Source organism: Vibrio sp. 1457, from assembly GCF_033340195.1.
GTDB classification, from domain to species: domain Bacteria; phylum Pseudomonadota; class Gammaproteobacteria; order Enterobacterales; family Vibrionaceae; genus Vibrio; species Vibrio alginolyticus.
The window spans coordinates 83250-102874 of the sequence record NZ_JAWOWA010000009.1; the positions used below are offsets into that span (position 1 = coordinate 83250).

Here is a 19625-nt window from a genome sequence, read left to right on the forward strand (position 1 = left end):
TCAACGCCCTAAAAGCTATTTCAATTAATACACCTTAGGTTATCAGGACAAAAGTCATATTCAGCTCGTTTATAAGGAACTAGCGTCATAGAATGTCGGATATGGGATACAGCTCAAAGATTGCTCTCTTCAAAATCACGTCAGCTTTGGTTGAATATAAGTAATGAAGCCAAAGAGTTCGCAATGCTCACTAAGTCTTTGATTAACCAATATAGTACTCTGTGGTACCTCAACACAGAGACAAATGGTGTAAAGAAAAATTGTGATTACTTACAGCAAAAAATCAGCTATAAAAGCCGCTTTCTAGATATCGTCGAGATGAAGAAATGAATGATTGGATCCAATTAGAGCAAGTGAGCCAGTATTTCACTACGGGCTCCCTCGGTTACAAACTATTGATGGGCATTTTTGTCCTGATCGCGTATCGCATCCTGAAGAGGATTGTAAATCGAGCCATCCTAAATTTGGCAACAACGAAAGGTGTAAAAAAGGCTCGTTTGAGTTTTATTCAGCGCTGTTTCAATGTCGCGCTGCTATTTTTGACCGCCTCTATTTTTGCCATTATCACAGGTATTGGCTATGGCGATGTGTCTTTGTTCCTATCGTCCATTTTTGCCGTATTAGGTGTGGCGTTTATTGCGCAGTGGTCAATTCTGAGCAACATCACTGCCAGCTTTTTGATCTTTTTTGTCTTCCCATACCGAGTGGGTGACCGAATTAAAGTCGTAGATAAAGATGAAGACATCTGCGGTGAGATTCAAGAAATCAGCATGTTTCACGTGTTAATTAAGCACGACAACGGAAACTTAATCACTTACCCAAACAACCAGATTTTGCAAAAAGCAGTGCTAAAGCTGGCGAAAAACAAGCCAGAGCCAAGTAAAGTAAAATCTCGGATTTATACTCGCAGAAAGAAATAACCCACTAAAAAGCCGATGTATCTACATCGGCTTTTTAGTATCACTTGGTGGTCACAAATAACCCAAAGTTAATGGCGAAAAACAGTGAAGAGACAAAACGTATAAGCTGAAGGTCACCACTGTATTCTTTCATGATAAAAACATGACACATCGCCGAAACCAAAAGCGCCACTTTAACCAAAGGAAGCTTCTTATTTACGAACCTTAAATAAATACAAAAAATAGAGATGGTGCAAGCAAAGAAAAAATCGTCACTAGTTCCATCTTCCTTAAAATACAAGGACATGGTTTTAGTTAAGCTTATATTTTTAGCTTCATTATGAGCCACCCACTAATATTTAGCGAGATAAGGGCATAAAAGAGGTAAAAAACAAGACTGACCGAAACAAAAAGTAGTGCATGCACTTTTTCTTCTAAGCTCTCTGGATGAACATTCATATCCACATCAAACACCCCCGCTATAAAGTGTGCAAATACCGTGGAAGAGGCTGTAGAAAGGCCTCCTACCATAATGATAATAATCCCTCGCCTTAAGAAACGATGAAATGTACTTTTCCCGCCTTGGATCAGGTCTGAGTTTACATATTTTAATCTATTTTTCCGCCTATTAATCATCACTAGCATCGGTACCTTTATCATTGTTTCCAAGAGAGTTTTCTACATCTTTAAGATCTTCCTTTAACGCTTTTATACACGACATTCATCGTCGTTGCATTCACTGTAGTTATGCCGTCGACTTACCCTATAAGAAAGCTCTTTAGATACCAATTCGTACTTTATCTATCTCAAATCTCTTCTTGACCTCAACTTAACTTGAGGTTTTAGCCTTAGTCGCACGATTAAAAATCAACAATGAAAAAAGGAACCATTGTGTCCAAAATTGCGATTATTTATTTCTCTAAAACCGACGTTACTGGTCAGCTTGCTCGCGCGATTGCCGCAGGCGTTGAACAACAAGGCATTAAGCAGCAAGATGACTGTGAAATCCTCTCTCACCGAATTGAAGGCAGTGAGATTATTGAGGGACGTTTTGTGAACCCTAAACTAATGGATGAACTTGCTGAGTGTGATGCGATTATCTTTGGCTCACCGACCTATATGGGCGGTGTAGCAGCGCAGTTTAAAGCATTTGCAGATGCAAGCAGTGAATCTTGGTATTACCAAAAATGGGCGAACAAAATCGCGGCTGGCTTTACCAGTGGTGGGGCAATGAATGGCGACCAATCTTGCACATTACAATATCTACAAACGCTCTCTAACCAACACGGCATGATGTGGGTCGGGTTGGATAAGATCAGCAATTCTGGGGAGCAAAACCTGAATCGTTATGGTGTACAAGGTGGTATTGTTGCACAAGGTGGTGAAGGTGGTCAGTTGCATGCTTCTGATGTTGCAACAGCAGAGTATCTTGGCAAACGAGTCGCTATGCTCGTGAACAAGCTCTCCACTCGCTAACAATAAAAAGAAGCCCCGTAAGATACATCTTCGGGGCTTCGTATTTATCGCTTGTTTTGAGCGCTACTTCTTGATGTAGAGGTCTTTCGAGTAGATACGACCTTCTACGTTGTTCTTGGCAAAACCGCCAACCGTAGGACGAACCAAACGCGCTTGCATGTAGTAGTAAATCGGTGCGATTGGCATATCCGCCGCCAACAATTGCTCGGCTTGATCATAGAAACCTTGGCGCGCTTTCTCATCGGTTGCGGCCAATGCACTGTTCATCGCGTTGTCGTACGCTTCATTGCTGTAACGTGCAAAGTTACCCGAAGAACCTGAGTGAAGTAAGCTCAGGAAAGTAGACGCTTCATTGTAATCACCACACCAGGAAGCGCGCATCACATCGAAATTGCCTTGTTTACGCGCCACTAAGTACGACTTCCACTCTTGGTTTTCTAACTCCACGTTTGCACCGAGATTTTTTTGTAGCATCGACGCTATCGCAACCGCGATCGATTTGTTTGCCTCACTGGTGTTGTACAGCAATTTAAAATCGAGCGGCTTGTCTTTGCTGTAACCCGCTTCTTTTAACAACTGACGCGCTTTCTCGTCACGTTGTTGCTGACTCCACTTACTATACTCAGGGGGCGTCGCATCAAAACCGGCAGTGTACTGATGCGCAAAGGTATACGCAGGAAGGTTGCCCACTTGCGTGACACCATTCGTAATCACATCACGCATGATGGAGTACGACACCGCTTGACGCACTCGCGCATCATCAAATGGCGGACGAGTGGTATTGAACGCGTAGTAATACGTGCACAGTAATGGCACCACCGTGTAAGCCTGCTTGTAATCTTGTTTAAGCTTCTGCGCCATATGAGTCGGCACATCGGACGTGATATCCAACTCTCCTGCCGCATAACGATTGATCGACGCGTTTTGGTTTTCAAACGGAATGTAAGTCACTCTGTTTAGATGCGTATCTGCGCTGTCCCAGTAACTTGGACTCTTAACCAGTTCAATGCGCTCATTCACGACCCACTTATCCAATGTGAATGCACCGTTGCTAACAAATTGGTCTGGATCGCTCCACGGCTTGTCGCGGTTTTCCACTGTCGCTTGATGCACTGGCATCATGGACGTGTGCCCAGTCATAGCAACAAAGTACGGCACTTGACTGTCCAACTCAAAACGTAGGGTGTATTTATCCACTGCCTTGATGCCGAGATCGTCCAAAGGCTTTTTGCCCTCTGCTACATCGGTGATGTTTTTGATCTTGGTGAGTTTGAGATACCAAACATTTGGAGAAGCGGTTTTCGGATCTACCGCTCGGCGCAGTGAATAGACAAAATCATCCGCTGTCACAGGCTCGCCATTCGACCATTTCGCGTCTTTGCGCAAGTGAAAAGTAAAGGTTTGGTTGTCGTTGGTTTCCCATGATTCTGCCACACCGGGAATAATGTTTCCGTCACGATCTTGAATCACAAGCCCTTCAAATAAGTCACGAATCACATGCATTTCTGGCAGACCTTCGGCTTTCGCTGGATCAAGCGTCGCCGCCTCTGCGTCATTCGCACGTACTAAATGCTGTTCTGCGGCGAGTTGAACGCCGTTAGGTAAGGTATCCGCAACGACAGATGCAGAAAGAAAAGGGGTGAATAAAGAGGAAATCAGCAACGCCGTTGAATGTTTTTTAAAATCCATATCGTTTTTCGTTCTCCTAACGCGTCTTGTGAAGCAAGCGCCACAATTAACATTTCAACCGTTGACGAGTTTAAACGGTTCGGTTTAGCTAGGTTTAATTAGCTTAGATATTGATATTACTTCATCAATCAGGAGATTACGGTGAGTCTAATTCCAAGAACGGAAAGAGCGGCATTTTTAATTCGGCCAACAACATACGGTCATTCCGTGCTTGGTGCGCCATTACTGTATTTTCCGGCACAAGTCGAAAGTGCTTCGCGAGGTTTGATTTTGGCAGGCACTCACGGGGATGAGACAGCCTCGATTGCAGGTTTGTCCTGTGCGCTAAGAAGCTTGCCAGCTAAAAACTTACGACATGATGTGATTCTGTCAATGAATCCTGACGGCAACCAGCTAGGCACACGTGCAAATGCAAACCAAGTGGATCTCAATCGCGCGTTTCCAACCCCAAATTGGACTGAGCATGGCACCGTGTATCGATGGAGCTCTCACACACCCGTTCGAGACGTAAAGGTGAAAACAGGCTCTAAAAACCAGCTAGAGCCAGAAGTTGGCGCATTAATTAACTTGATTGAACTGCGCAGGCCAAAGTTTGTAGTGTCGTTTCACGAACCGCTTGCGTTTGTAGATGATCCCAAACATTCCAACCTTGCCAAATGGCTCCACGAGCAGTTTCAGCTGCCAATCGTGGACGATGTCGACTACGAAACACCCGGCTCATTCGGCACTTGGTGTAGTGAACGTGATTTACCTTGCATCACGTTGGAGTTACCGGCAATTTCTGCCGATCTCACCATTGAAAAGCATCTATCCGCTTTTATTGCTTTACTGATGCACGATCCGGATCTTTAGTCCGCTGTTGGTTAAGCGATCATGTGAGGATCTGTTTGATGTCGGTACTGATATCGCTGATCAACTGACGTGCACTTTCGTCTCTTTGCTGAACCAAGATGATAAACAGCAAATCGGTGATCACGTTTTGCGCGGTGCGCGAAGCAATGGATGAGCTGCGATGTTCCGTTTCATTGGCAATCGTATCAAACGTAATATCGGCAATACCACGCAAGCGGCTTCTCCCAGGAGCAGATAACGCAATCACCTTCGCGCCCTGCTCTTTTGCCGCTTCTGCCGCGACGAGAATTTCTTTGCGTTCGCCCGAATACGAAATCGCTATCTGCACATCTTCTGAAGAGAGGGTACGAGCAACAGCAATCTGCACGTGGCTGTCTTGTTCGGAAAGCGCCGTAATACCGAGTTTAAGCAGTTTAAAGCTTAAATCCTTCGCGGTCAGGGCTGAGCCCCCAATCCCGACCACTTGCACTCGACGCGCTTCACTCAACCATTTCACCGCTTGGTGACACGCTTCATAAGACAGCGCATTGGTGGTTTGAAACATAGCATCTGTTTTTGCTTTCACCAGTTTCTGCGAAATAACCGCGATGGGATCATCTGCCAAAATATCACTGTGCAACGGTGTCGACTGCATCGCATGCTTACGGCCAATCTCTTCATTCAGAGCTAACTTAAACTCGCTGTAGCCTTTAAAACCAATACGCTGAGTAAATTTCACAATGCTCGATTGACTCACTTTTACTTGCGCCGCAAGTTCTTGGCTAGTGAGGAGCGCCGCCTTTTCTGCGTTTTCAACAATCCAATCGCCGACCAAACGACCACTTTGCGAAAGCTGAGTACGCCTCGCGACTATCTTATTGACAACTGACACAACAAAAACCTCAAAAAATTTAAATAAATTATTCCAAAACAAAAATAATTGGAGTTTGATTTAACCCCATGATTGTTCTAACCAAGCCAGTTTATACCGGATGTAATGGACGTATATTTTCTCTCATTATTCCAAACTTCTCCTGCACAAAGAATAACCTCAAGTGTGATTTTTATCACCAAAACAGAATATTTTATTCCATAGAATCGCCCTCAGATTGAACATTACGAAGAGTGTAAAACATGAAAATTGATTTAAGCCGATTGGTGACAGAAAGCCGTAATCCAGCCAGTGCAGAGATTGATACGCTTTCGACCATCGAGATGCTGCAAGTCATTAATGAAGAGGATCAAAAAGTCGCGCTCGCGGTCAAAGCAGTGCTACCACAAATTGCAAAGGCGGTTGATGCAATTACTGCAGCGTTCGCCAATGGTGGCCGTTTGGTTTACATGGGAGCTGGCACATCAGGCCGCTTAGGAATTCTTGATGCGAGCGAGTGTCCTCCTACCTACGGCACGCATCCAGACATGGTGATTGGCTTAATTGCTGGTGGACACCAAGCGATTTTGAAAGCGGTAGAAAACGCAGAAGACGACGTGAAAATGGGTCAAGACGACTTAAAAGCGCTTCACCTCACCAAGCATGACGTGGTTGTAGGCATAGCTGCAAGTGGCCGCACGCCTTATGTGCTAGGTGGTTTGGAGTACGCTAAATCCATCGGATCTACGAGCGCATCTATCGCCTGTAATCCAGAATGTGCCATGGCAAAAGCGGCCGACATCGCGATTCTGCCGATTGTTGGCGCAGAGGTTGTCACTGGCTCTTCTCGCATGAAAGCCGGCACCGCACAAAAACTGGTGTTAAACATGCTCACGACAGGTGCAATGATTCGTAGCGGTAAGGTATTTGACAACTTAATGGTGGATGTAGAGGCCACCAACGCCAAGCTCATCCAACGCCAAACCAACATTGTTGTAGAAGCAACTGGCGCATCAAAAGAAGAAGCAGAGCGAGCATTAAATGCCTGCGATCGACACTGCAAAACTGCCATCTTAATGATTTTGGCCGATTTGGATGCCGAACAAGCCAAATCACGCCTCGCCGCGCACAACGGTTTTATTCGCGCAGCACTAAATAATAACTAAATAATCCGAGTTCTGAAGGATAGACCCTATGGCAAAAATAACTTCAAACACAGTATCGCAGTTGCTGTCCGCAGTGGGTGGCAGCGGCAACGTAAGCAAATGTGGTAACTGTATGACGCGTTTGCGTTTATCGCTCGCCAACAATGGTTTGGCTGATCAGTCAGTTATCAAGCAAATTCCCGGCGTAATGGGTGTGGTGGAAAGCGATGAGCAGTTTCAGATCATTCTCGGTCCCGGAAAAGCTCAACAAGCGGCTGAGATGATGAATCAATTGATCGACAGCTTAACTTCTAGTGACAGTGAAGAACCAGATATGCCGCAACAAGATCTTTCTGCCGTCGCGGCCGAGCAGAAAAAACAGATGAAGAGCAAACAAACCAGTGCGGTTCAGCGTTTTTTAAGCAAGTTTGCCACCATCTTTACGCCGTTGATCCCTGGCTTTATTGCAGCTGGTTTGTTGCTAGGTTTTGCGACGTTATTGGAACAGATGTTTGTTCTCGACCAGACACCAAGCCAGTTTATGTTGGATTTGATCGCCTACATGAAAGTCTTTGGTAAGGGTCTGTTTGCTTTCCTAAGTATTCTGATTGGTTACAACGCGCAGCAAGCGTTTGGCGGCTCTGGTGTTAATGGTGCCATTCTCGCCTCTTTGTTTGTGCTGGGTTACAACCCAGAGGCGACATCCGGTATTTACTCTGGCATGAACGAGTTTTTCGGCTTTGCGATTGATCCGCGCGGCAACATTATCGGCGTACTTTTGGCGGCGATCATCGGTGCGCAAGTCGAGCGTAAGGTTCGTCAATACATGCCAGATGATCTGGACATGATCTTAACGTCCGTTATCACTCTGTTGATCATGGGTGCGGTAACCTTCTTGATCATCATGCCAATCGGCGGCGAGTTGTTTAAAGGGATGTCTTGGTTGTTCCTCAACTTGAACGATAACCCATTAGGCGCTGCAATCTTGGCAGGTTTGTTCTTAATTTCTGTGGTATTTGGCATCCACCAGGGTTTTGTTCCCGTGTACTTCGCATTGATGGAAACACAGGGCTTTAACTCGCTATTCCCTATCCTGGCGATGGCTGGTGGCGGTCAGGTTGGCGCGTCAATGGCGCTGTATTTCAAAGCCAAAAAAGACGCTCTACTGCGCACTCAAGTTAAAGGCGCTATTATTCCGGGTCTTCTAGGCATTGGCGAACCATTGATTTACGGCGTGACATTACCACGCGTAAAACCATTCGTTACCGCTTGTATTGGTGGTGCTGCGGGCGGCTTCTTTATCGGTTTAGTTTCTTACCTTGGCTTACCAGTTGGTCTTAATACGGTGTTTGGCCCGTCCGGTATCGTGGCGATTCCTCTCATGACATCTGAAAATGGCATCTTCCCGGGCATGATGGTGTTTGTTGCCGGCCTGCTTATCTCTTACATCGTCGGCTTCCTCGCGACTTACTTCTTTGGCTGCAAAGACGTCGATTTAAGCTAAATCATTCTTCCCCTATAGGAATGGACTAGCTCGCGCCCTTGGCAAACAAGGGCGCACCCTCTCTCTACTTCACGACAATTTTTCTTATTCCGTTACTCGGAAGGGGCTTTGTCGTACCTAAAACAATAGAAATGAAAGGTCGTTAATCATGAAAAAGCACATTTTGACTCTACTTCTCCCTACATTGATGGCATCAAACGCAATGGCAGCGCAGCTGTATCAAGCGGAAGATGGGTCAGTTTTAAATATTTACTCTCGTCTTGGTTTCAATGTCACCAGTAAAAATGACGAGCACGGCGATGCAAATGGCGAGTTTGATGGCCGTATTGGTTTAAACGGTTCACAAACCATCAACGAGTACGCGTCGATCATCGGCCAAGCGCAATACCAAGTGGGTGCAGCTGAATACGCAAACCAAGTAAACGACAAACCGTCTCTGACCGCACGTTATGTATGGGCGGGGATTGATGCGAAAGATTATGGTCGTATTACTGGTGGTCGCGTGGCATCTGGATTGATTATGTTTACCGACATTGGTGATGTGTTCGCCTCTTCCGATGTTTCTATGGCGCGCCAAGCGAATAAAGTCGACAAAACCGCGACACAAGTTTTCCGTCAAGATGGCACGCTGCAATACCAAAACAACCTAGGTAATTTCGATTTTTCTGTCGCGTACATTTTAGGAAACAACACTTCTGAGCTCGACTACGGTTACAACACTGCACTGCGTTATACGCTAGACATGGGAAATTTGGGTACCTTGGCACCAGTGGTGGCGATGCAGAAGAATAAAGGTGATGCACGTGAAAGCAACGACACCGATTACACATTCTGGGGCGCAGGTACGCGTTACTACCTAGGTGATTTGATGTTGGGTGCGTTGTACTCGGAAGATGAACTAGAGGGCTATTACTCACAAACCAGTACCGACAAAGTGATGGAACTAACGGCGGTTTACAGTGTAAATGACAAATGGGTACTGCGTGCTGGTTATCGTTCTTTAGAAAACAGTGATGGTGACGAGCTAGAGCTGAAAGATACAACGCTAGAAGTGCAATACAAACTGACGCCTCGTTCTTCTATCTACACAAACTACGTTGATCGTAACGGCTCGCGTGGCTACAGCAATGGACAAGAAGTCTCGTTTGGCGGTGCACACGCAGACGAAAGCTACTACCACTTAGGTCTGCGTTACGAGCTGTAAGCACGATACTTAATGTAAGTTAGCTGAATCCATGAGCTTCTTCTATGTCCGGTCAGTAGTTATTGCCTTTAATGCTGATTTGAAGAAGCTCATCCTCGCAATATGTTTTCTTCGTTACCTGTTTTAACCAACACACCGGCATCAGGAAAGCTGGTGACAGTAGCTAACAATTTTCCATCGACAAAGTGCAATGCCGCATAATCGTGAATGCCATAACAAGTGATGCTCGGTTGAGAACGAGCAAAGGCTTGGAAAACCTCGAACTTCTCACCTACATGAGAAAAATGCGCCGCAGCCAAACCGTCAATAAATCCAAGACAACGCATAACTTGGTATGCTTCGGGATCACTGTCTGTCACCGCAAACTCAAACCAACAAATTGCACCTGCGCTCATGCCACAAATGATGATGCCTTGTTCATAACACTGCTTGAGTATTCTATCGATACCCCATTCGCGCCAAATGGCCAACATCGAACGCGTATTACCGCCACCGACGTAAATGATGTCTTGTTCAAATAGCGTTTCTTTCCAACCAGCTTCAAACTTAAACAGCGGAAAATGGGTCACGTTTTCACTAAGCTTCGCATCGTAAAAACGTTCAATCACTTCATCGGCGTCTCCCGTGACTGTCGGTAGAAAACAAATGTTTGGATTCTCCTTACCAGACAAAGACAAAATGTATTGATCGAGTGGGCTCGGATTCTCTCCCATCATCCAGCCCCCACCGCCAATCGCAATACAGTGTTTTCGCATTCCTTTGCTTCCTCAATTGTTGCTAAGTTTGTTGTCGCTATTCGCCGACAGAATATATGTTCCTAAAGTGATCAATGAACGCTCGCGTTCTTCTTGGTAAGTGCTCACGTTTTGGGTAAAGCAGATAAAGCGGCAAAATCGCATCCGTTTGCCATTCTGGCAGCAAACTCACGAGTTTTTCTTTTTGTGCAGGGTCGAGTTTAGCCAGTGCAAATTCATCTAACATGGCTACACCACAGCCAGCCAAAGTAGCATCCAACATGGACTGGACAAGATTAAAACTCAGCGTACTTTCTAACTCAATGCTGCACTGCTGTTGAGTTTGCTTATGCGTAAACGTCCACTTATCTAACACCAAGTCGCGACTTTTATAAAGGATGTGCTCTAAGTCACCAAGCTCCTCTGGCGTACTTACATTTGGTTTATCAGCTAAATACGAGCGATGAGCGATCGGTTTACAGTGTAAAGTGCGTAGCTGATGGCCGACGTATCCCTCTGGAGGAGTATCGGTAAAGTAGAATGCGATATCAAACCCAGCCTCAATCAAGTCGAGAGGTGTCTCTGTGAAGATCACTTCGACGCTCACTTGTGGATGTTGCAATCGAAACTCGATCAATGTTTGGCTGAGTAACGCGGCTCCGAAAGAAGCAGACGCCGCTATTCTCAATTTTCCCGATACGATCTCGTTTGCCATGACTTGCTCATTGATCTGCTCAGCGCCTTCGAGCAGTTGCTTTACCTGCTGATAAAACCGCAAACCATCGTAGGTCAAATTAAACTGGCGCGTAGTTCGCTGAATAAGCTGCACCGACAATATGTCTTCAAGCTGTTTAAGTTGCCGACTTACATGCGCATTCGAACAATTCAGGCGCTTTGCTGCGCCAGCAATACTTCGCTCCTCGCACAAAGCGACGTAAAGTGGTACGTAGCTGAGCCATTTTATTTCCATACAGTAATTCTGAATCTCTAAAATCAAACTACTGGAAATAATAGAAAGCCTCTAAACTCTGTACAACCTAAATTTGAAAGGATGAGTTATGAGTGTTTTCGACACGTGGTTAAAAGGTCAAGTCATTAAAGATCACATCACTAATACCAATATCATCGTTGGCGATTACAGCTATTACTCGGGCTTCTATCATCAAAAAAGCTTCGAAGAGCAAGCGGTACGCTACTTGTTGGGTGACCCCGTCACACTTCAAGAATGGCAAAGTAGAGAACCCGATAGCATCGACAAATTAATCATTGGCAAGTTTTGTTCCATCGCTTCTGGAGCCACCTTCATGATGGCAGGAAACCAAGGTCATCGCATTGACTGGATTTCGACCTTCCCCTTCTCTCCTGAAGAATTTGGAGAAGGCGTACAAGACGGTTTCGAGCGTGCCGGAGACACAGTGGTGGGAAATGATGTTTGGATTGGCAGTGAGGCGATGATCATGCCCGGAGTAAACATCGGCGATGGAGCCGTCGTCGGAGCACGCGCCGTAGTGACGAAAGACGTGCAACCTTATTCTGTGGTGGTTGGAAACAACCAAGTCGTACGTCAACGATTCAGCGATAAAGAGATTGAAACTCTACTCAATATCCAATGGTGGAACTGGCCAATAGAACACATTAAACAAGCAATGAAAGTAATGTGTAGCAGCCAAGTGGGTGCGCTTGCGGACTACTATCAAGAGCACATTGTCGATTTGTAGATAAAAAAAGCCCACACATCTTGTTGCGACGTGTGGGCTCAGTGAGTAAGAAAGCTTAAACCGCAGCGACGTCCTCTTCTTCCAAGTTCGCCGAGACTTTAATTTCGTATTGATTGAAACGGAACGAACAACCGCCATGAGTGCGCTTTGTCGTTACTTGTTCGTCGCCAAACTGCACCGTCACGCGAGTGAATACACGCTCTTTGGCTTCGACAATATTTTCTTCTAACGCGACTTCAAAGTCATGTTCCGTTTGTTCTAGCTTTTGCTTTATCGCTTCAAGCTGCTCGTTGTTTTGTGTTTTCATCACGTCAATCTGAGCTTGTTCTTCGTCGGTACGTTCGGCTTTAGGACGTTTCTTAAATTCGAGCTCTTTACGAATCACATCCATCGTGCCTTCTTGAGCGCGTTTGTATTGTTCTTTAAGCTCAGCTAATCGCTCCTTAAATGCAGAATAGCGTGCGAACGCTTCTACCTTAGTGGCGGTGTCGCCTTCTACGCCCAATTGTAAGCACACCACTTTGCCACCGACTTTTGCATCTCCGCCGCTGAGCGTGCCGTTCCTACCGTTCGCGTCTAGCACCGTCAGATTGCGCCCACAAACAATATCGTTATTCATGCTGTGCACCGCCAACTCAATATCTTCGCCGGCTTGCAAATCACAATATTGGGCGTAGCTGGCACGAATCGAACCTTTGGCTTTGACGTGACAACTCTTTGGCTGGCCATCACTCACGGTGTGGCCAATGATCCCTTTACCAACTTGGATGTCGTCTTGCGCTTGTACGTCAGCCGATTCAATGAAGCCGCCTACAGTAATAGAACCCGTCGCTTTAACAATCATGCCAGATTCAATGTTGCCACCGATAATCACATTCCCTTTGAATTTCACGTGACCTGTATTCACGCCAACGCTATTGAGACAGAGTGCGTTATCAACTTCAATGGTTTTGTCTTTAATCAGAGGCGTACCGGATACCGATGCAATCAATAGGTTTGGGTCTTGCTTGCTTATCTCGGTGCCCTTGCCTGGCTTCATTGGGCTGTCTTTTCCGGCTTGTGGAGGAATCACTCGCCCTTGAACAGTAAAACCAGGCGTACCTTTGGTCGCAGGCGTGCGGCGCATCACCTCATCGCCTACGTCAACCGCGATAGTTTCACCGAGGTTACGTAAATCAATTTTGTCGCTAGCAGATTGGCCGTCTTTGGGTTTGAGGATGCGTTTGGTGATGTCTTTAACAAGAGGAGTAAAAAGAGCGTCTTTGCCTTTGATAGGTTGCTTACCAACCGCTACAGGTTGAGAAAAAGTTTCGCCTGGTTTGAGCTGAGTGCTGACAACCAACACTTTCTTCAAAGCCAGTTTGTTGATGCCTTTCGAAACTCGCGCTTGAGCAAGGGCTTGAACAATCTCGGGGCCACGTAAACCTCGGCCTCCGTACGCGCCGACAACGTTCATACTGGCGAGCATGTCATTATTCGATAATTCAACCTCAACTTGCGCGTTGCGTTTTTCCGCAATGACGATGCCTTCGTAGGCCTCGGCTTTACGTTCTTTGGCGCAGTTAATGAATCTCACTACTTCCCCCTCAACAACAAACATCTTTTCAGCGTTCATTGCGACGAGCTGCTCGTTTAATTCATTTTGATTTAGCTCACCACCGAGGTCCACTTCTCCCGGAAGACGGGCTATCACCTTGGTCTTATCTTCAGATAACTCAAGACACAGCTTCCACATACCCTTACCACTTTGCTTCCCATCAACACTTTCAGTCTACCCAAATCCGTTTTCTGAACAAACCTCGCATTTCTTATTATAGGGCTCACGTCACTAAAGAAAGTAATCCATCAATAACGGTTAAACAGGATATTAAGAGAAAACTCGATTTAGCCTAAAGCTCAATCAAAATACACGCTGAAACAAAAAGGAGCTGGATTTACAGTGTAAAATCAGCTCCCAGTAATTTCATTTACAGTGTAAATTTCCCTTTATTGTTTACAGTGTAAATCGCTCCAAATGTGTCTTACTTCGTCCCTTAACTGCTGCTCAACTTGCCTTCTTCCAGGTAAACCAAATTGCTGAGCACATTCAGTCCAACTACGGTTAAGAAAAAGCTTACTGATCATCAAGTCGGAAGCGGAGTTCAAACCTAAGTTAAGTAACCACTGCTGAAGCCACACAGACACAGACTCATAACTGTTACCACCATCAGCATAACATTCAATTAGTAATAACTTAGCGGGATGAAGTGGACTCATTCCCAAAGGTTGCGGCAATAGAGCTCGAAAAATAGGGGCTTCTAATTTTGGATAGACGTCAGCCACATTGTTAGACAACATTTCTTCAAATAGCGCCTGAGATTGGTCGACCCAAGCCGTCTGTTGGGAATCACAAGGTTTGACCATCAAGACTGAATAACAACCGCTAGCAGCATCGCGCATTGACCCTAAGCGAATTGTACGGAAGTTCGATTGTCGCCAGAAATAGAGCAACTCTTCCGTCGCACCAAAACTCGTGGATAAGTAGGCAATGTGTTTAGCAGCCATTTGCTCAAGTTGCTGCAGAATTTTTTGACCAATGCCTTTGCCTTGCAATGCTGGATGAACCGCAATTCTCATGACTCGCAGCGTCGATAGATTCGCGACATTCGGGAATCCTAGGTGGTTTGCAATCGTAATTGGGGCTAAGTGTCCTTTAGGACGACGCTTACCAAGCTGGATTTCTTCAATCAATTCATCGTCAAGGCCCCCCTCTTCGACCGCTAATATCACCCCCACAACCGCATTATCTTGCTTAGCAAAATAGAGCTGACTGTTGTCGTCTTGCAAAAGGTGAATCAAATCATTCGGCGAGGTCTGATAATGAGCATTCACCAAAAGAGCGAAGCACTCACGCAGCAAACTAGGCTGCGATATCAAATTGTTCTTATCGGCTTTAGAAAGGGAAATTGAGTCGACCTGTTTAAGTTGATGGTGCGTTAACTCCGCATCCAACAAAAACGCGTCATAGAGCCATGATTCAAGCGCATCATTCATGCTCCAGCGGATGGGCTGTGTCATGTGCCATGTTTTCATTCCCGAACGCTGTTTCTGAAGCCAATCAACAAATTTAATCGTAAAGCCCCGGCCACAACCTTCATAACCATGAACAGTCGTAGAAAAAACGAGTCGACGATAATGTTCGGTAATGCTTTTGAGCATAGGAACTGGAATTGCAGCCGCTTCATCGACAAGTAACAAATCACATTCAGGTCTGCTCGATAGAAGTTCGTCAGGAGCAATAAATTGAATGGCTCCCTGCCCTGATTCTAATCTGTCCTTCCTAATACGCTGCGCATTAGGAAGTAGCCGCAAAGCATGTTGGTAAACAGGCTCAACGGCTTTTATAGATGGTGCCGTAATTAAGATTCTAAGTGGCTTCTGCTGTAATAAGCTCGCACACGCAATGCCGAGGGCACTTGTTTTTCCGCGCCCACGATCAGCGGTCAAAACTAACGGTCGCTTTCGATGTCCAGTTACCACCTTTTCAATTAGAGAAATGGCATGTTCTTGTTCCGTGTAGTGGCTTTCTTTTTCTGCCTGCTTGATGTCTGGAGCCATTGGCAATGGTTTGTCTTGCTCAATAACAACGAGCTTCTCCCATTGTTTATGCATCCATTGCTGAGCAAAATTCGCATTTTGTCGCAGCTCAGTAATGACAATAAGAAAACCGCCGCCAACCAATGAGCCAAGCGTGGCGGTAAAACTATTTGCGTCAAAGCCATTTCGAGCATCAAACAATAGAACGTCACACTCTCTGCCTAGCAACATGTGCCCTTGTTTAGACGAAACGCTGGATACGTTTTTCAAACCAAAATCACCAACAGAAAACCAACGTTGATGGCGCTGCGTTTTATGGAACTCTGACATCAACGCATTTTGCCAAGAAGCCTCGCCTTGAATGACAACACCAATCCTTTGGAAAGATTGGTGAGCTTGATGTTGAAGTGATGAAAGGAAATCAGATTGTGTCTGCATTTTGTCTATCCAACGTTGAACTGACGTAATGGTATCACATCTTTAATTTGACGCTTCTCAGATATAAAAAAACCGCCCGGAGGCGGTTGATTCAATCATCATTTGTTATTGCAGTTTGGTTTGTACAAACGCAAGAATCTCTTCCATTAAGCTGTCGTCAACTTTCTTCAAGTTCAACGCCAGGCTGCTACCTTTTCGGCTATAGCTTGCTCGACCTTTTACTAAGTCGACTTTTTCCGTCTTCTTGCCAGGTTTTGCTGGTGCAAGTTCAGTAATCCAATTTTCGATGCTTTCCGTGACTTCTTTTGTCAGACGAGCAACGCCTTGAGCTGTGCTTCGCTGCCATAAAAACCCTTCGCTAGAGCGACATTTATCTAACAGCTCTTGCTGCTGCTCTGGTGTCAGCGTTGAAAACTGTTTGTGCAGTTTCACGATAGTTGGACGACCGAGATCGCCAACATTCGGATACGCTTGAAGCAGTTCTAACGGTAATGCTGCGGCTTTTAAAGCGCCACTTACCAACGCTTCACTGCACTGGAACATTTTTGCCAATGCTTTCTGATCCTCAGCTTCACCACTATCAAGCTTAGCCTGCATCTCTTTCCCTTTTTCATATAAAGAGAGCGGCTTGTGAGCATTTGCCACATCAGACAAAAACTTAGCATGGTCAGTATTAATGTTGTCAGCAACATAAACCAAAAAGTCTTGTTCGGCGAGGATACAAGACATGCGACGACGGCTACCATCTAAAACTTCAATCTTGCCATCTTCAGTTCTACGACCCACTGCTGGATATTGTTGGCCACGCTCTTTGAGTGTGACTAAAACATCAGATAAAGCATGTTCGTTTAAGAACGATTGCTCACGAGCGTTATCAACAAATACTGTTGTTTCTGTCGCAACTTTATTTGCAGGAATACGCACAAGTTCAAACTGAACAATATTTTCACCTGCAACTGCTAGTTCAATCGTTTGAGCTTTCTCTTTTGCCGCAGTTTGCGCCTCTTGCGGAGTCACAACACGACGCTTATTCGTTTTGCCAAATAATTTCGCGTTTAATTCAGACGTTTTCAAAGCCATTTACTTATTACCCCTGATTCAATGACGGCCAATTAGAGTGCAGCACACGCTCTAATTCCAGTGCGCTTTTATGAACAGCGTCTTGCGCGGTGGCTAGTGTCTTCTTACCGCCTTCAAAATCGCTTACTGTCAGATCAAATACTGTGCTGTAGGTATCGGCACAGGTTTCAAACGCACGGCTACGAGGAATAGTAGCCATCATAACTTGGTCACCTAGAAGATAGTTCATTTCAGTTAAAACAGAAACTTGCTTCTTATTGTCGTCCTCAAACATGGTTGGCATCAAGCGAACAAACTCAAGACCATTCCAGTCCTCCGGGAACATTTCATATACCGTAGGCAAATGCTGGAAGAAGTTTACTGTTGAAGCCCAGTCCAGACGCTTAGCCGCACAAGGAATTAGCAAGGCATTTGATGCATACATCGCATTCCATACTAATGGGTCAACGTGTGGACCGGTATCAATCATAATGATATCGAAGTCATCAGCAATTTTATCAATCAGTTGCTCTTTCAGCAGACGGACGATATCGAGTGATGGGTCTTCAGATAGCGTTTGCCATGCTTCCGCATTAAACATCGCGTCTTCTGGAAATGCTGAAATCGACTTTAAGTTCGGATATTGCGTTGGCAGCAATACGTTTTTACGTAAAAATTCACTGTCAATTTCCACACCATCAGGCACGTTACCCAACATAATGTCTACCGCAGAATAGATATTATCATGCTCTGCCATGCTGATTTGCGGGTTGAGGAATAAACGTAGCGAGCCTTGTGGGTCTAAGTCGATTAAACAAATACGGTATCGTTTATCCAAATTTAGCGCTAAACATGCCGCTAAATGAACCGCGGTCATTGATTTACCTGTACCGCCCTTTTGGTTCTGCACATTAATAATCCAAGGTTTGTTACCTGAATTCTTTTTACGCTCATGAAATTTAGGCACTTCAGCCGCATCCATGAGCATGTGTGCTTCTTCTAACGTAATTGAATAATGATTCGCGTTGTTTTTGGTAAATTGATGCCCAGCGGCTTCCATTTTACCAATCGCGTCGTCGAGCTTACGGCGAGTTAGACCAGAACGGGTTTCCATCATCGCTTTCGACATTGGTGGGAAGTAGTTATCGCTTCGCTCTTCTAAAACAATTTCAATACGGTCAGCTTGAACCTGCTGAGTCAGCTCCGCTAACTCAAGAAGGTTTTCAATCGTTTTTTCTCTTTTCATGCCAAATTCCGTTGGAAGGATTTATAATTTCAATTGTACAGCAGTAAAGACCAAAAACAACAAAAAGGTGCACGAACATTTTGAATAACCATCACATAAAAAAACACCCAAATCGACGCTTTTATGATTTATGGTCAAAAAGATAACTATTTTTAATCAAATAATCTTCTCATAAGTGGACACCTAAACTTAAAAATAAAAAGTGTTACAGCGTCACTCATTTACAATGTAAATCAATTTTCTACCGGAACGATTATAATCTTAAGCTAAATTACGGATTATGTTAGACCAACCTAATTTAAACGAAAAATAGTAAGTAATATCGGAACAATAAAGACCTGAACACCTTGATCATGTCTCCGAACAAAATAGGGTAGTTCCAGCGAAACATCTATGGAAGTATGATCAAGGTATACTTATGATCATGCTTCCGTGTTAATAAACAAATCCGAAAGCATGATCATGGCAAAATTGAGCAGAGTACGGTGTAAACACGCAAATAAAATAAGATCCATTAATCGGAAATATGATCAAGCCTTAGAATCTCTCGGAAGCATGAGTTTTCTTCTCTGATTTACGGTTGAGTGCAGACAGAATGGGGGATTGAGCAGAAATTGACGGTATAGAAGCCGGAACAATGAAATTGCGCAAGTTGCTATGATAAATCACACTCTCATGATCATGCTTCCTGTAAATAAGCAGAGACTAGGATTTACTTCTAAATATGAGCGACTTGAATGTATTTTAATCAGATGAGTGATATCTCATCAATATGGGCGCCAGAACGATAGATATATTGGCTCTTGATCATCGATCCGAGTATAAATAACATTACCAATGCACAATATAATCATCGTGAAGATCATTATTAAATACTGCATCTGTGGATAACCTGTAAAAACATCATGATCATCGTTTCAAGACTCTTTTGATCATCTTTTCATAACCTTAATGATCATGCTTACGAATAAATATGATCATGCTTTCAGGTTATTGTTGATCATACTTTCAGACTTCTTATGATCATAGTTCCGAAATACATGAAAATAATAGCCTTATAGAACAAAAACTTAGAGGAAAGTTCCAAGCCAGATCATTAGATCATATAATCAATTAAGATCAGATTAATCAAAAAGATCAGTTATTTAAAAAACAATCTTTTTTCTTTATTTATGATCTGTTTTTCTTTATTCTTCGGAACCATAGCACAACTACGGCTAGTGTGATCTGGATCT

16 protein-coding genes are annotated in these 19625 nt (G+C 44.6%); 7 read left to right on the forward strand and 9 right to left on the reverse strand.

Annotated features, from left to right (window positions below):
* Positions 1–326: 326 nt before the first annotated feature.
* Positions 327–920, forward strand: a complete 594-nt coding sequence (locus R7Z41_RS11720; RefSeq protein WP_042522270.1) for a mechanosensitive ion channel family protein — start codon at positions 327–329, stop codon at positions 918–920.
* A 300-nt stretch (positions 921–1220) separates the two neighbouring features.
* On the opposite strand, the gene R7Z41_RS11725 is transcribed toward R7Z41_RS11720, so the two are convergent.
* Positions 1221–1559 carry a hypothetical protein gene (locus tag R7Z41_RS11725; RefSeq protein ID WP_017821886.1) on the reverse strand — a complete coding sequence of 113 codons (339 nt, stop codon included), beginning with the start codon at positions 1557–1559 and terminating at the stop codon, positions 1221–1223.
* A gap of 231 nt (positions 1560–1790) precedes the next feature.
* Between R7Z41_RS11725 and R7Z41_RS11730 the strand changes: the two genes are divergently transcribed.
* A complete protein-coding gene (locus tag R7Z41_RS11730; RefSeq protein ID WP_206970557.1) occupies positions 1791–2375 on the forward strand; it encodes a flavodoxin family protein in 585 nt (194 codons plus the stop codon).
* A 63-nt stretch (positions 2376–2438) separates the two neighbouring features.
* Here R7Z41_RS11730 and R7Z41_RS11735 read toward each other — a convergent pair whose 3' ends face one another.
* Complete coding sequence (locus R7Z41_RS11735) at positions 2439–4064, reverse strand: ABC transporter substrate-binding protein (RefSeq protein WP_225477238.1); 1626 nt, start codon at positions 4062–4064, stop codon at positions 2439–2441.
* A gap of 141 nt (positions 4065–4205) precedes the next feature.
* Here R7Z41_RS11735 and mpaA point away from each other — a divergent pair, with 141 nt between their 5' ends.
* Entirely contained in the window at positions 4206–4916 is a 711-nt protein-coding gene (mpaA, locus tag R7Z41_RS11740; protein WP_115386879.1) for a murein tripeptide amidase MpaA, read from the forward strand.
* Positions 4917–4935: 19 nt separating this feature from the next.
* Here mpaA and R7Z41_RS11745 read toward each other — a convergent pair whose 3' ends face one another.
* Positions 4936–5787 carry an SIS domain-containing protein gene (locus R7Z41_RS11745; protein WP_005500180.1) on the reverse strand — a complete coding sequence of 284 codons (852 nt, stop codon included), beginning with the start codon at positions 5785–5787 and terminating at the stop codon, positions 4936–4938.
* 242 nt (positions 5788–6029) lie between these two features.
* On the opposite strand from R7Z41_RS11745, the gene murQ reads away from it, so the two are divergent.
* The 3 genes from murQ to R7Z41_RS11760 all read left to right on the forward strand — a co-directional run bounded on the left by murQ (position 6030) and on the right by R7Z41_RS11760 (position 9619).
* Positions 6030–6932, forward strand: coding sequence for an N-acetylmuramic acid 6-phosphate etherase (murQ, locus tag R7Z41_RS11750; RefSeq protein WP_206970555.1), 903 nt, complete (start codon positions 6030–6032; stop codon positions 6930–6932).
* 28 nt (positions 6933–6960) lie between these two features.
* Positions 6961–8415 (forward strand): PTS N-acetylmuramic acid transporter subunit IIBC, encoded by a 1455-nt coding sequence (gene murP / locus R7Z41_RS11755; RefSeq protein WP_140356814.1) that lies wholly within the window; start codon positions 6961–6963, stop codon positions 8413–8415.
* Between the two features lie 148 nt (positions 8416–8563).
* Positions 8564–9619, forward strand: a complete 1056-nt coding sequence (locus R7Z41_RS11760) for a porin (protein WP_054576525.1) — start codon at positions 8564–8566, stop codon at positions 9617–9619.
* Positions 9620–9708: 89 nt separating this feature from the next.
* Here the strand turns inward: R7Z41_RS11760 and R7Z41_RS11765 are convergent, their stop codons facing one another.
* Together R7Z41_RS11765 and R7Z41_RS11770 are read right to left on the reverse strand one after the other, a co-directional pair.
* Positions 9709–10374 carry a peptidase E gene (locus tag R7Z41_RS11765; RefSeq protein WP_225477233.1) on the reverse strand — a complete coding sequence of 222 codons (666 nt, stop codon included), beginning with the start codon at positions 10372–10374 and terminating at the stop codon, positions 9709–9711.
* Positions 10375–10411: 37 nt separating this feature from the next.
* Positions 10412–11323 (reverse strand): LysR family transcriptional regulator, encoded by a 912-nt coding sequence (locus tag R7Z41_RS11770; protein ID WP_017635661.1) that lies wholly within the window; start codon positions 11321–11323, stop codon positions 10412–10414.
* An 88-nt stretch (positions 11324–11411) separates the two neighbouring features.
* Here R7Z41_RS11770 and catC point away from each other — a divergent pair, with 88 nt between their 5' ends.
* Positions 11412–12071 carry a type C chloramphenicol O-acetyltransferase gene (gene catC / locus R7Z41_RS11775; protein WP_025768711.1) on the forward strand — a complete coding sequence of 220 codons (660 nt, stop codon included), beginning with the start codon at positions 11412–11414 and terminating at the stop codon, positions 12069–12071.
* A gap of 55 nt (positions 12072–12126) precedes the next feature.
* Here the strand turns inward: catC and R7Z41_RS11780 are convergent, their stop codons facing one another.
* From R7Z41_RS11780 to R7Z41_RS11795, 4 genes are all read right to left on the reverse strand, one after another.
* Entirely contained in the window at positions 12127–13806 is a 1680-nt protein-coding gene (locus R7Z41_RS11780) for a DUF342 domain-containing protein (RefSeq protein ID WP_167415796.1), read from the reverse strand.
* A 251-nt stretch (positions 13807–14057) separates the two neighbouring features.
* A complete protein-coding gene (locus R7Z41_RS11785; RefSeq protein ID WP_225477231.1) occupies positions 14058–16085 on the reverse strand; it encodes a tRNA(Met) cytidine acetyltransferase TmcA in 2028 nt (675 codons plus the stop codon).
* Positions 16086–16190: 105 nt separating this feature from the next.
* The gene (locus R7Z41_RS11790; RefSeq protein ID WP_005374504.1) at positions 16191–17165 is read right to left on the reverse strand and encodes a ParB/RepB/Spo0J family partition protein; all 975 of its coding nucleotides are present in this window, start codon (positions 17163–17165) and stop codon (positions 16191–16193) included.
* A 7-nt stretch (positions 17166–17172) separates the two neighbouring features.
* Positions 17173–18390 (reverse strand): AAA family ATPase, encoded by a 1218-nt coding sequence (locus R7Z41_RS11795; RefSeq protein ID WP_005374503.1) that lies wholly within the window; start codon positions 18388–18390, stop codon positions 17173–17175.
* Positions 18391–19625: the final 1235 nt, after the last annotated feature.

What these genes read in the sequence shown, in the direction of transcription:
- R7Z41_RS11790 (WP_005374504.1), bottom strand. Translation starts at nt 17,165, where the DNA reads ATGGCTTTGAAAACGTCTGAATTAAACGCGAAATTATTTGGCAAAACG.
- R7Z41_RS11785 (WP_225477231.1), bottom strand. Translation starts at nt 16,085, where the DNA reads ATGCAGACACAATCTGATTTCCTTTCATCACTTCAACATCAAGCTCAC.
- R7Z41_RS11720 (WP_042522270.1), top strand. Translation starts at nt 327, where the DNA reads ATGAATGATTGGATCCAATTAGAGCAAGTGAGCCAGTATTTCACTACG.
- R7Z41_RS11770 (WP_017635661.1), bottom strand. Translation starts at nt 11,323, where the DNA reads ATGGAAATAAAATGGCTCAGCTACGTACCACTTTACGTCGCTTTGTGC.
- R7Z41_RS11760 (WP_054576525.1), top strand. Translation starts at nt 8,564, where the DNA reads ATGAAAAAGCACATTTTGACTCTACTTCTCCCTACATTGATGGCATCA.
- catC (WP_025768711.1), top strand. Translation starts at nt 11,412, where the DNA reads ATGAGTGTTTTCGACACGTGGTTAAAAGGTCAAGTCATTAAAGATCAC.
- R7Z41_RS11735 (WP_225477238.1), bottom strand. Translation starts at nt 4,064, where the DNA reads ATGGATTTTAAAAAACATTCAACGGCGTTGCTGATTTCCTCTTTATTC.
- R7Z41_RS11725 (WP_017821886.1), bottom strand. Translation starts at nt 1,559, where the DNA reads ATGATAAAGGTACCGATGCTAGTGATGATTAATAGGCGGAAAAATAGA.
- murQ (WP_206970555.1), top strand. Translation starts at nt 6,030, where the DNA reads ATGAAAATTGATTTAAGCCGATTGGTGACAGAAAGCCGTAATCCAGCC.
- R7Z41_RS11780 (WP_167415796.1), bottom strand. Translation starts at nt 13,806, where the DNA reads ATGTGGAAGCTGTGTCTTGAGTTATCTGAAGATAAGACCAAGGTGATA.
- R7Z41_RS11765 (WP_225477233.1), bottom strand. Translation starts at nt 10,374, where the DNA reads ATGCGAAAACACTGTATTGCGATTGGCGGTGGGGGCTGGATGATGGGA.
- R7Z41_RS11795 (WP_005374503.1), bottom strand. Translation starts at nt 18,390, where the DNA reads ATGAAAAGAGAAAAAACGATTGAAAACCTTCTTGAGTTAGCGGAGCTG.
- murP (WP_140356814.1), top strand. Translation starts at nt 6,961, where the DNA reads ATGGCAAAAATAACTTCAAACACAGTATCGCAGTTGCTGTCCGCAGTG.